12 protein-coding genes are annotated in these 12,775 nt (G+C 43.2%); 4 read left to right on the top strand and 8 right to left on the bottom strand.

The annotated features are described in order from the left end of the window. Positions 1-1,486 (top strand): FG-GAP repeat domain-containing protein (locus PLH26_RS14490; RefSeq protein ID WP_324586748.1); only part of this gene is annotated, 1,486 nt, incomplete at its 5' end. Positions 1,487-1,985: 499 nt separating this feature from the next. Here PLH26_RS14490 and PLH26_RS14485 read toward each other — a convergent pair. Both PLH26_RS14485 and PLH26_RS14480 read right to left on the bottom strand, forming a co-directional pair. After that, positions 1,986-2,681, bottom strand: a complete 696-nt coding sequence (locus tag PLH26_RS14485) for an LOG family protein (RefSeq protein WP_324586747.1) — start codon at positions 2,679-2,681, stop codon at positions 1,986-1,988. A gap of 221 nt (positions 2,682-2,902) precedes the next feature. Then, complete coding sequence (locus tag PLH26_RS14480) at positions 2,903-4,426, bottom strand: sodium:solute symporter (RefSeq protein ID WP_324586746.1); 1,524 nt, start codon at positions 4,424-4,426, stop codon at positions 2,903-2,905. A gap of 158 nt (positions 4,427-4,584) precedes the next feature. On the opposite strand from PLH26_RS14480, the gene PLH26_RS14475 reads away from it, so the two are divergent. Further along, positions 4,585-5,127 (top strand): LOG family protein, encoded by a 543-nt coding sequence (locus PLH26_RS14475; RefSeq protein WP_324586745.1) that lies wholly within the window; start codon positions 4,585-4,587, stop codon positions 5,125-5,127. A 54-nt stretch (positions 5,128-5,181) separates the two neighbouring features. Continuing rightward, positions 5,182-6,315 (top strand): redoxin family protein, encoded by a 1,134-nt coding sequence (locus PLH26_RS14470; protein WP_324586744.1) that lies wholly within the window; start codon positions 5,182-5,184, stop codon positions 6,313-6,315. A gap of 211 nt (positions 6,316-6,526) precedes the next feature. On the opposite strand, the gene PLH26_RS14465 is transcribed toward PLH26_RS14470, so the two are convergent. Next, positions 6,527-7,885, bottom strand: a complete 1,359-nt coding sequence (locus PLH26_RS14465; RefSeq protein ID WP_324586743.1) for an AGE family epimerase/isomerase — start codon at positions 7,883-7,885, stop codon at positions 6,527-6,529. Between the two features lie 257 nt (positions 7,886-8,142). Here PLH26_RS14465 and PLH26_RS14460 point away from each other — a divergent pair, with 257 nt between their 5' ends. Beyond that, positions 8,143-9,810: a S41 family peptidase gene (locus PLH26_RS14460; protein ID WP_324586742.1), complete on the top strand. Its 1,668-nt coding sequence runs from the start codon at positions 8,143-8,145 to the stop codon at positions 9,808-9,810. 270 nt (positions 9,811-10,080) lie between these two features. Here the strand turns inward: PLH26_RS14460 and PLH26_RS14455 are convergent, their stop codons facing one another. The 5 genes from PLH26_RS14455 to PLH26_RS14435 form a co-directional block, all read right to left on the bottom strand. Next, entirely contained in the window at positions 10,081-10,467 is a 387-nt protein-coding gene (locus PLH26_RS14455; RefSeq protein ID WP_324586741.1) for a VOC family protein, read from the bottom strand. Between the two features lie 19 nt (positions 10,468-10,486). Beyond that, complete coding sequence (locus PLH26_RS14450) at positions 10,487-10,882, bottom strand: VOC family protein (protein WP_324586740.1); 396 nt, start codon at positions 10,880-10,882, stop codon at positions 10,487-10,489. A gap of 61 nt (positions 10,883-10,943) precedes the next feature. Then, the gene (locus PLH26_RS14445; RefSeq protein WP_324586739.1) at positions 10,944-11,333 is read right to left on the bottom strand and encodes an AraC family transcriptional regulator; all 390 of its coding nucleotides are present in this window, start codon (positions 11,331-11,333) and stop codon (positions 10,944-10,946) included. Positions 11,334-11,531: 198 nt separating this feature from the next. Further along, entirely contained in the window at positions 11,532-11,876 is a 345-nt protein-coding gene (locus PLH26_RS14440) for an L-rhamnose mutarotase (RefSeq protein WP_324586738.1), read from the bottom strand. 9 nt (positions 11,877-11,885) lie between these two features. After that, positions 11,886-12,698 carry a TIM barrel protein gene (locus PLH26_RS14435; protein ID WP_324586737.1) on the bottom strand — a complete coding sequence of 271 codons (813 nt, stop codon included), beginning with the start codon at positions 12,696-12,698 and terminating at the stop codon, positions 11,886-11,888. Between the last annotated feature and the right edge of the window lie 77 nt (positions 12,699-12,775).

Here is a 12,775-nt window from a genome sequence, read left to right as displayed (position 1 = left end):
GATGCCGAAAATGGTTTCAATGGAAGGCCCCAAATGTGCTGTGGCCGATGTAAATGGCGATGGGTTGGATGATGTTTTCATAGGAGGTGCAAAATCAGATTTCGGGAAATTATTTTTTCAGCGGGCCAACGGAACATTGGTACGCTCCCGCCAGCCGGTGTTTGATGTTGCCAACATCACTGATCAAACTGGTGTTGCCTTTTTTGATGCAGACAGGGATGGCGATAATGATCTATTGGTGGTATATGGCGGTAATGAAGACAAAGGAGCGGCTGCACCGCTGCGGCCCCGCCTGTTCCTGAACGATGGCAAAGGCAATTTCTCCTATGCACCGCAAAACATGCCTGTAATTACAACTACCGCATCCTGCGCGCGAGCCGCAGATATGGATGGGGACGGAGATGTGGACCTATTTATTGGCGGCCGTGTTTTGCCGGGCGAATATGGTTTAACGCCCAGCTCTTTTCTTTTGGTCAATGACGGCACAGGGAAATTTACGGAAGAAACAGACAGGTATGCGCCGGGGCTAAAAAACATTGGAATGGTTACGGATGCCCGTTGGACAGATACGGATAATGATGGAAGTCCGGAACTTGTTGTTGTGGGCGACTGGATGCCGTTAACCATATTTAAAAAAGTAAACGGCATATTCATAAAAAAAGAGCTGCCGTTTTCCAATGGCTGGTGGAACTGCATTGAGGCCGCAGACCTCAATGGCGATGGGTATGTTGATTTCGTGATTGGCAACCTGGGACTCAATTCAAAAATCCGGGGCGATATTGCTCACCCTGTAGAATTGTATGTGAAAGATTTTGATAAAAACGGTCAAACGGAATCGGTTCTGTGCTATTATAAATCAGACAGCATATCGTATCCCCTGCCCTTGCGTGGTGAGATGGTAATGCAGTTGCCCGGCTTAAAGAAGAAATTTCCTAAGTATGCCGACTATGCGGGTAAGACCATTCACGAGGTTTTTTCGGAAAATGAGTTGGAAGGAGCCGTGATAAGAAAAGCGGAACAGTTCAACAGCTGTGTTGCCGTAAACGATGGCAAAGGGAATTTTACATTGAAGCCCCTGCCCCTGCAGGCGCAGTTCTCTCCGGTATACGGAATTTTAACAGGTGATCTTGACGAAGATGGACTGACCGATATTTTGCTGGGTGGCAATTTTTTTGGCGTAAAGCCTGAAATAGGAAGATATGATGCCAGCCATAGCTGTTTTTTAAAGGGAGACGGAAAGGGCAACTATACTTTTGTGCCCAACAGAAAAACAGGTATGATCGTAAAGGGAGAGGTAAGGGATATTGTGCAGTTGCAGAATAAAAAGGGATCTGTTGTTCTTTTTATAAAGAATAATGATGTGGTGCAGGTGTTTAAGAGAAACCCGAAGATGCGGTCGGCATCCGACGAAAGGAGGGTCAGCACCGCATCTGAACGCAAAGCACCGAAAGAAAATAACAAGAACCAAATCGCAAGAACCAAATAAATTTCAAATCCGAAGCCATAAGCTCTAAATCCGAAGGAATACAACAATAGACAAGAAACTAAAAATTTCCGGAAATCCGGAGATGCGGCCGGCACCCGGCGAAGGAGGGTCAGACCGTGTCTAAACGCAAAAGCGTCAAAAAACAAATAACAAAACGCAAAAAAATCCGAAGCGTAAAGCTCTAAAATCGAAAGAATACAACGATAAATAAAAACTAAAAACCATAAACTCCCGGCCCGGGAAATATGGCCGGCACCCGATACAAAAAGGGTCAGACCGCTTCTGAGTGCAAAGCACCAAAATCAAATAACAAGAACCAAATAAAATTCTAAATATTAAATCTGAAATCCGAAGGACTGTCAGCGATCAGCTCTGAGCTTTAAGCAGGAAAAAAACATCAAGAAACAAATAACAAAGAAAGCCCGAAAGCTTAAGCTCTGAATCCGAAACACTGAAACCCTGTGTTTCCTTGCACCTTGAAACCTGCACCCTGTACACCCTAAAAATTCGGCGCCAGTTGCCTCGTACGGTAGTAGTCTAACATATAGCTCACCACCTCTTCCGCGGTATCAACAATTTCAAATAAGGCAAGGTCTTCCGGGTTAATGTTACCTTCTACGAGCATTACCTTCTCGAGCCAGTTCATTAAGCCCTGCCAGTATTTTCTGCCCACCAGCACCATGGGCATTTGCTTAAATTTTTCTGTTTGTATTAGTGTAACTACTTCAAAAAATTCATCCAAAGTACCAAACCCCCCGGGCATCATAACAAACCCCTGTGAATATTTGGTGAAGACCACTTTGCGTACAAAGAAATAATCAAAGTTCAGCAGCTTGTCCTTATCAATGTATTCATTGGGGCGCTGCTCAAAAGGCAGGTCAATATTTAATCCCACACTCTTGCCGTTTGAAAGTACAGCGCCCTTATTAGCCGCTTCCATAATGCCGGGGCCGCCTCCTGTAATGATGCCGAATCCTTCCTCGGAAAGCCGTCGCGCAATTTCTATGGAAAGATCATAGTACATATTGCCCGGCTCTGTTCGTGCGGAACCGAATATAGATATGCAGGGACCTATCTTTGACAATGTTTCAAAACCTTCCACGAATTCGGCCATGATCTTAAAGATCTGCCAACTGCTGTGGGCCATGCTTTCCTTCCAGTGTCTTTCTTTCAATGTTTTGAGGGTTGCGTTCATACTCTTTTTCTTTTGTATAAAAATTACATTCAGTCAATTAAATTTTAGCCGGATGTTTGTTGAATAGTGAACAGGCTATTGTGAATAGTGAATAAAAGATTCACTCCTCACTACTCACTACTCACTACTCACCATTCACTCCTCACCACAATCCCGGCCACAGACAGCAAAGCCACCGCCTGTGCAGTGGCTCTCATTGATATAACGTACTTTATAAAAATTTAGTTCGTTGAAGCAGGCTTTTTTGAAATGATCCATAAGCCCAGGTAGGTGAGTATCCCGTTGTAGATGAGCAGTTCATAACCAATTTTGAACTTCCCGAAAAGAGTGTTGGAAAGAGACCTGATGCTTTCAACCCACTGACCGCTTAAATTCAGTTGCGGCTGGTACCATTCAATGTTGTTGATCATATCAACGCCAAGGATAAGCAGGGGCGCCAGCAAACAAACAAACAGCGACAGGCGGTCGTTGATCATTTTTTTGGTGAGGATGCCAAAGGCAAACAAACCAAGCAGTGGTCCGTAGGTGAAACCCGCTACCTTCAGGATTACATCAATGATGGATTTGTTGTCAACCAGTTTAAAGCCCAGTACGATAATAAAAAAGATAAAAGCAAAGCTGAAGTGGGTGGTCAGCCGGATCCTTCGCCGCTTGCTTTCACTCCAGTCTTCTTTCCTTTTTAATCCCAAAATATCCAAACAAAACGAAGAGGTCAAAGCGGTCAATGCCCCGTCGGCGCTGGGAAAGAGTGCGGAAATAAGCCCTATGATAAAAATAATGGATAATGCTGTCGGCATGTAGCTCAACGCAGCAGTGGGGAACAGGTCATCCGGCGGGACATTGATGCCTTTTTCGGCTGCAAAAATATACAACAAGCCACCTAAGAAAAGAAATAAGAAGTTTACCAGTGCCATTATGATGCTGAAAGTAACCATGTTTTTCTGGGAATCTTTCAGGTTCTTTACGCTGATGTTTTTCTGCATCATTTCCTGGTCAAGCCCTGTCATGGCAACGGTAATAAAAGCGCCGCCTAAAATGTGCTTCAGGAAATGAGACGAACTGTTGATATCCGTATTGAAAATCCTGGTGAGGCCGAGGCTCCCTAATTCATTCAGTGTTCCTGAAAAGCTGTGACCCAGGTTGTTCATAATAAAGATGGTGCATACAACCAGTCCCAGCAGCATAAAAGAAGTTTGCAGTGTATCTGTAAATACAATGGTTTTAACGCCTCCCTCAAAAGTGTAAAGAATGATCATCAGCAAAATAATAACGGTGGTAAACCAGAAAGGCATTCCAAGGTTATCGAGTATGAAGATCTGGAGGATATTGATAACAAGGTACAGCCTCGCTGTTGCGCCCAATGTTCTGGAAATGATAAAGAACAGGGCGCCTGTTTTATAGGAGATCATTCCAAAGCGGTGCTGCAGGTAATTATAGATGGATGTGAGATTCAACCGGTAATACAGGGGCAGAAGAATAAAGGCGATCAGGAAATAGCCGATCAAATACCCGATCACCACCTGGAAATAGGCAAAGCCCGAGCTGCCTACTGTTCCGGGCACCGATACAAAAGTTACACCCGATAGAGACGTGCCGATCATACCAAAAGCCACCAGCATCCAGTTGGAACTTCTGTTGCCGATAAAAAAAGAATCATTGTTGGAATTCCGGGAAGTGTAGTAAGCCACCACCAAAAGCAAAATAAAGTACCCTACTACAAATGAAAAAAGCAGCCATGGAGACATATGGTATAATTAAAGTTATGGGGAAAGATAAAACATTTATTTTTTATGGATGGTATTGGATGATGAGGATACAGCAACCTTGCCGCACAGCAGAATATTAAACGCAAACAGTCATTCAACCGCGTTACTGTGTATTATTGCAGTTCAAATTAAGATATATGGAAATTAATGCGGTAACGGTTTTTTGCGGATCCAGACAGGGCGCTGATCCGCAATACGAAAGGGATGCGGCGCAGCTCGGCAGGCTGATAGCGGAAGCCGGACTTAAGCTGATATACGGAGGGGGTAATAAAGGATTGATGTGCGCCTTAGCCAATGCTGCATTGCAAACCGGCGGCAAGGTAACCGGTGTTATACCTCAGGTACTTATAGAATGGGAACAACAGCATACCGGGCTAACGGAACTTATTGTTACCGGTGATATCCATCAGAGAAAAAAGCTGATGTATGGATTGTGCGATGCAGCCATCGTTTTGCCCGGCGGTTATGGTTCGCTGGACGAGTTGTTTGAAATGCTTACCTGGAACCAGTTGAACATCCACAACAAAAAAATATTTGTGCTTAACACGGCAGGCTATTACCGGCATCTTGAGGCACATATACTAAAAATGGAAGCTGAAGGATTTTTATACGGTCGTTCCGAAGAACGGATTGTTTTTAGTAATTCGCCCGAAGCATTGATGAGCAGTATAAATGACTGATGAAATAGAGGCTGTGTCGACTGAAAATGGTAACTTTTGGTAAAATATTCAGTTATGAAACATTCTTTTCCCGTTTTTTTGCTGAGCATTTTATTTTTATTACAGCCTTTACAACATTATGCCCAACCGGCTCAGGAACATAAAATCCTTGCTATTGGCGCTCCTGCACCGGATTTTTCATTGCCTGCCGTTGATGGCAGGATCTATACGCTTGCCTCATTCAGCAATAATAAAATTCTGGTGGTCATCTTTACCTGCAATCATTGCCCTACCGCACAGGCGTATGAAGATCGTATCATAAAACTTACGTCCGACTATTCCGGCAAAGGCGTTGCCGTGGTTGCTGTTATGCCCAACGATCCCAGATCCATCACCTTAAATGAGCTGGATTATACAGACTTAAGCGATTCCTTCGGGGAGATGAAGATCCGTGCCACAGAAAAGCGATTCAATTTCCCGTATTTATACGATGGCGATACACAGGCAACGGCAAAAGCGTACGGTCCTGCTGTTACACCGCATGTTTTTATTTTTGATGAAAAACGCAGGCTTCGCTTCCGGGGAAGGATAGATGATGTGGAAAATCCTGCAAAAACGCCAAAACATTTTGATACGCGTAATGCCATAGAAGCTTTGCTTGCCAACAAAGAATTGGTTACGCCCACTACAAAAGTTTTTGGATGTTCCACGAAGTGGAAAGAGAAAAGCGACTGGATCGTTAAGGCGCAGCAGGAATGGGCGAAAGAGCCTGTACATTTAAATGATATAGATACAGCAGGAATAAAAAATCTGCTGAGAAACGATTCCGATAAGCTGCGCCTGATCAATATCTGGGCTACCTGGTGCGGCCCTTGTATTACGGAATTCCCGGAATTTGTAACCATCAACAGGATGTACCGCAAAAGAGATTTTGAATTCATCAGCATCAGTGCGGATGATCCGGCTAAAAAAGAAAGAGCATTGCAATTCCTGCAAAAGCAGCAGGCATCCAATGTTAATTATATTTTCAGTGGTGATGATAAATACCAGCTCATTGAAGCCGTAGACCCCAACTGGCAGGGCGCCTTGCCCTATACCATCCTGGTAGAGCCCGGTGGTAAAATTGTATATGCCCGGCAGGGTATTATAGATCCGCTGCAAATGAAAAAAACGATCATTGAGCATCCGCTGCTGGGGAGATATTATTGAGGAATTTGAAAATTTGAAAATCCGGTAATTTGAAAATACCTGCCCCCGCTATGCGAAGCCCCGCTATGCGAAGTCTCCTGACTTCGCTATCTATATGTTCTTCCGGGACTATGTCCCGCCTCATGCCTCCGCGAAATATAAGCCGGGAGCTGGTTCGTGCGGACACGAACCAGGGCATTTGGAAAAGATTATAGGTGAAAAACAATTGAAACTACGACTTGCTATTTCTTAATGCGCTGATGCAATTGCTTAATGAACGGAAGTGGTGATAGGTGGCTTTCCAGATATGGCCCTTGAGGCTTTTTTTGAGTTCGGGTTGCTTGTCCAGCCCGCCTTCGTACCAGTCGCCGTGTTCATGATCAATGAGGTAGGTTTGCGCATAGTTCCAGAGCTGTTTGAATTTTTCAAAATAGCGTAAAGGGTCGTTTGGAAAAAGGTCAGCCATAAACAACAACGTATTCATTCCTTCTGCCTGCGCCCACCAGTTTTTGGTATCTTTTATAATGGTGATCCCGTCGTCACCTTTGAAATAATAACCTTCATCATAAAACCCTCCAACCACACTGTCCCAGCCGTTGTGCAAAGCATGATCCACCATTTGCTTTGCTTTATGTAAGGTAATGCTGTCATCTTTAAAACCCAGTACATGTGAAGCTTCCAGCATGAGCCAGGCCGTTTCTACGTCATGACCAAAGGAAACGTGATCAAGGTAACGATGCTTCAGGATATTTTCTTTGTCTGAGTTACCGAATGAAACAGGCGTCCAGTCCGGTTGAAAGAAAAGTATAAGATTCCCTTTGGGTGAAACGATGGTATCCCTGATGAGCAGCAGCATTTCGGTTAATCGTTCCCGTAATAACGGGTCAGGCCACGCCAGGTACAGTTCCGTAAAAGCTTCCAGCAGGTGAATAGAGCTGTTCTGGTCTTTGTACCCGAGATCGGAAACAGAAGGAATATCAGCAGTTCGCTTAACAGGTGTGCCATCTCTTTGCATATGCTGGAAATAGCCTTTGTATACCTGGTCGTGGCTGTGCGCTTCAAGCCATGCAAATGCCCGCTTTGCCAGGCCCAGTGCGGCGGTATCGCCTGATGTTTTATAATATGCGGCGAGCGCATATATGCCAAAGGCATTGCCGTAGGCTTCTTTTTCCGCAAAACCGGTTCTCTTTACCCTTCCTTCCTGATCCACCAGCGTATAAAACCCGCCGTAGGTTTTATCCCACATTACATCCTTAAGAAAAAGAAAGCCATGCTTTGCTCCTGCTGTATAATATGCCATGGCAGGGTACCGTTCGGCAGCTTTTGCATTGACCCAGGTATGGCGTGCCTGTGTTACGATCATTTTATCCTGGTTGGGCGCCGGTTTAAAATCGTAGGTATAGGAGCTTGTGAAGCCGCCGTATACCGTATCAAAAGACCGGGGATACCATTGTGCCAGCAATTCCTTTTGCAAACTGTTTTCCATTGCTGCGGCAATCTGCAGCCTTTCCGCTTTGTTGTTTGATGGCGCCGGCTGTTGTGCGTATACTGTATGCAAACAAAGAGAAAGGAAAAGGAATGCGTATTTCATACCGTGGTTTGGCGTTAAGTTAACCATAAAATACCGTATTCCCTCCCGATGGAGTCGTTACAGTACCGCAATTGTGGGGGAAGGTGGGACCTCGGGAGATCGTCCGGCACCGGGGTCATGGCTGTCTTCCGGCACCCTTTCATGAAGATCCGGCACGACTTAAAATAGCAGCTCAATAACGTAAATTGCAAAAAGTAGTTATTGTTGATGAAGCTATATTGGGTATTTCAATGGTAACATTTATTGAATAAGTATATATGAAAAAAGTCCTATTGCTATTGCTTTATCTGTTGGTTGGCGTTTGTGCAAATAGTCAGGGCAATAATCAGCAAATTGCCGTTTTTTGCAAAATATGGGGATTTTTGAAATACCATCATCCTAAAGTAGCGCAGGGAAATATTGACTGGGATAAAGAATTTTTAAACAGAGTGTCTGCTGTGTCTGGTTTAACAACTAAAGAAGAAACCAATAGTTATTACCTAAACTGGATTAAGAGTCTGGGAGAAATAAAAATGCTTAAAAATACAAAGGATTCAATACCAGATGTTTTTAAAAAGAATCATGACCTTCATTGGATAAATGATCCCGCTATCTTTAATAAGACTTTAAGGGAAACGCTGAATTATATTTTTAAAAATAGAAATCAGGGAAAGAATTATTACACCCCGGTAAAGAAAGTAGTAGTCTTTAAAGCCGCAAGCCCCAATTATTCATCTGAGTTAACTTACAAAGATTCTATCTTCCCTTCTAAAGAAATGCGGTTGCTTGCACTTGGCCGTTATTGGAACATTATCAACTATTTCTATCCTTATAAATATGCAATTGGAAAGGATTGGGGTTCGGTTTTGACCGGAATGATACCAAGATTTCAGAATGTGCGGGATACACTTTCATATCAATTACTGATTTTGGAGATGGCCGCGTCCATTAACGATAGCCATTCTTTCATTACATATACGCCCCAAACATTTAAATACTTTGGAGAGAAATTCCCTGTTTTCAAATATTCAATTATTGAAAATCAAGCTATTGTAACCGGGTTTTATAATGATTTACTAAGACAAAAAGATGGTATACAATATGGAGATATAATATTGAAAATAGATGGACGTCCATTAAACGATATCATCCTTGAAAAGGGGAAATATTTTGGCGCTTCAAATTACGACTGCAAGCTCAGAGATATTACAGTCATATTACTAAACGGAAATACAGATTCGGCAATAGTGACGATTGAACGCAATGGCGTGATCAAAGAACAAATAATACACAGATACAGATTTCAATATCTCGCGGAAGGTTATTATAAAAAAGACACCGGGGCATCATGGAAAAAAATAGATGATGATATTGGGTTTGTAAACCTTGGCTCCCTAAATTCCAAAGACGTATCGAAAGCTATGAAAGCACTTTGGAATACAAAAGCAATTATTTTTGATGTAAGAAACTATCCTCAGAGTATTTATCATAAACTTTCTAAATACTTGAATTCCGAGAAAGAATATTTTGCAAATGTTACTCAGCCTTTAATTAATTTTCCCGGAATGTATGTTCGGTTTAAAAAACTACATACAGGCAAAAATAATGCTCGGTACTACAAGGGTAAAATCGTGTTGTTGATTGATGAACACACTCAAAGTATGGCTGAGCTTACAGTAATGGCGCTACAGACCGCACCAGATGTTATAACTATTGGTAATCATAGCGCAGGTGCAGATGGTGATCGGCGCGAGATAATATTGCCTGGTGGTTATGTTGTAAGTATGAGTTCTCTCGGGTTTTACTATCCTGATGGCAGGGAAACACAAAGAGTTGGTATAATACCTGATATTTTGGTTAAACCTACAATTGATGGTGTACGGCAAAGAAGAGATGAAATACTTGAAAAAGCTATTGAAGTTATAAAAACAGGCTTATACCAATAGCCTGCTATGCGAAGTCTCCCGACTTCGTCATCCATATGTTCTTCCGGGACTTTGTCCCGGAAAACCAGACTGGGAGAAAAGCCAACGCTGATGGCGATCTATGAGCTTTATGAACGAAGATATAAATCTCCGGAGAACATAGCAGGCGCGAAGTCGGGAGACTTCGCACAGCGGGTCACAGCGGCTGGGAGATATCGAATGATACCCGGGCAATTGAAATACCGCTCATCTTCCTTTAAACCGAAAGATACCACTGCTGTGTATTCCCCGCTATAATACTTCAACCAACTGCACCTTATTTCCACAAGTGTCGTTGAACACGGCGGGTTTTGAAATCCCCATTTGCGTTGGACATATGCTAAACTCAACACCCAATTGCCTCAGTCTGGCATATTCTTTATCTATGTCTTCCACATTAAAAGTAATGGCAGGTATTCCTGCGTCAAATAATGCTTTCTGATATAGTATGGACGGCGAAAATCCCAACGGGGCGAGTAACAATTCCACCCCATCTTTGTCTTCATTTGACACAATGGTTAACCAACGACCCTCTTCAAGAGGGATCTCTCTTTTTTTTGCAAAGCCCAGGATTTTAGTATAAAACTCCAGTGCTTTGTCCTGATCATCAACCATGATGCTGGTAACTTTTATTGTCATGAAGGGCAGGATAAAATATTTATTTTAAGTTAAGTTGCCATGATACACCGAACCTGTCAGTGAGCCAACCAAATTTCTTAAGGCCGGGATATTTATTCAAGGCCATTAAAACCTTCCCGCCATTAGCTAGTTTTTCAAAAAGCGTATCAATCTCCTTGTCCGAATTACAATCAACAAATAGAGACATGGAAGGTGTAAATGTAAATCCATGTGTTGAAGAACTGTCGATGGCCATATATTGCTGTCCGCAAAGAGAAAAAACAGCATGCTTAACAGTGCCTTCATCACCAGGTTCTCCACTTGCATAACGGCTGATGCTTGCTATTTTAGAATCGTTAAATAAAGAAGTGTAAAAATTCATTGCTTCTTCTGCGTTCCCTTCAAACATGAAGAAAGTAGTGATCTTATAGCCCATAAATTTTTGTTTAAAAGTACAATGGATGATTTTTTACAAAAAAAGGGCGATTTAAAATCATTTACTTCTTCAAAGTTGCTTTTTTGTTGTAATAATCTATGGGCGCGACTCCTGTGATTTTTTTAAACAGCCCGGAAAAAGTGCTCGCACTTTCAAATCCTACGGCCGCACATGACTCAAAAACGGATTTTCCCGATTTCAATAGTTTTTTAGCTTCCAGTATTCTTTTTTCTATGAGATATTGATTAGGTGTTATGCCATAGTATTGTCTAAAAAGTCGTATGAAGTGGAATTTGGAGAGGTTAGCCGATTTAGATATTTCGCCTAACTGAATTTTTTCAGCAAAATGTTCATCCATAAATTTTTTAAAGCGAATCATTTGCTCCAGCAGGTACTGTTTTGAATAAATTCCTTTTTTCAGTTGGAATATCTTGTTGTTGTATAAATTCATGCTTACAGATGTTCATGTTCATCAACGTTCCGTGTCCGCTATGTCAGACTCCCGTTATGCGCTGTCTCCCGACTTCGTTATTAATATGTTCTTCCCGGACTATGTCCCGCCATATGCCTTCACGAATACAAGTCGGGAACTGGATTTGTGCAGATACAAACCATAGCATCGAATCAATCAGAGCAATTGAAATATCGCTTATCTCCCTTCAAACTGGAAGATCTTTTGCATCAGCACCCACTTTTCGCCGGGCTTTGCCCAGGGAATGGCCTGCTGGTATTTCCACATCAGCTCTTCCCATTCCTGTACTTTAGCGCAATGGGCATCCAACTGCTTCTTTTTGTCGAAGGTGAAATTGTCGTCTGTTTCGAGGATCATGAACATCCTGTTGCCTGTGCGGTAGATCTCGATATTGGTAATTCCTGCATCCAGGTCGTTTTGCCGTACTTCCGGCCAGCCCGCGCCGGGCTTGTGCCAGTTCTCGTATTCCTTCATGCTTTCAGGGTCATCTATCAGGTCGAGCGCCAAACAAAATTTTTGCATAGTCGTTTTTTATTTGAACCAGGTATTAAAAGCATTGATCGTTTGCCGGGCCGCCGCATCGCTGTTGGGCCAGGGAAACACTTCGGCAGAAATGTACCCGCTGTAAGCTATGGATTGCAGGGCCTTTGCAATATCATTCATGTGTGTATGCCCCATGCCTATGGCGCGCCTGTTGCTGTCGGCAAAATGTACATGTCCTATATAGCTGCCATACTGATAAATTGTTCCGGGTATGGAATCTTCCTCAATATTCATGTGAAACAGGTCGGCCAGCAATTGAACATTTGTGGTATCAAGCGTCTTTAACCACGCAACCGCATCGACGAAGCAGTTGAATATATTGGTTTCGTAGCGGTTCAGGGGTTCGTATATCAGTTGCACGCCTTTCTTTTGGGCTACGTCCGACAGTATGCTTATCCCTTCGCTCAGCCACTGTAAGGCAACCGCTCTTTCGGTACCCTGCGGCACATTGCCCTGCATGGAGCCAATGATTGCCGGTGCGGTAGATGCCGCTCCAAAGCCGATCATCTCACTTATAAAATCTATAGCGCGGGCTCGTACTCCGGCATCAGGGTCTGTGAGCGTTAAGCCCTGTACTACTTTCCCCGCCCCGGTACCCACTGCGCATACCCGTATACGGTAGCTCTCCGAAAGCTGTTGCAGCAGGCGGGCATCAACTGCTGTGGCTGAAGCAGTAAAAAGCTCAACCGCATCAAATCCTAATGCAGCCGCTTTGGCCATGGAATCTTCCAGGTTTTTCCAGAATACCCAGGGCCCGCTTTTTATTTGGGGTACCAGCGCTATGGTTATTGCAGATTTCATCTTTTTCGTTTATAAGGTAAAGTCAACCATGATCTTGGTAATATTACCCCTGTTTTCCGACCAGTCCTGCAATGCTT

The sequence above is a fragment of the Agriterribacter sp. genome (assembly GCF_035444585.1).
Classification (GTDB): Bacteria; Bacteroidota; Bacteroidia; order Chitinophagales; family Chitinophagaceae; genus Agriterribacter.
The sequence above is the reverse complement of the archived record's forward strand: the minus strand, read 5'-3'. Positions and strand labels throughout refer to the sequence as shown.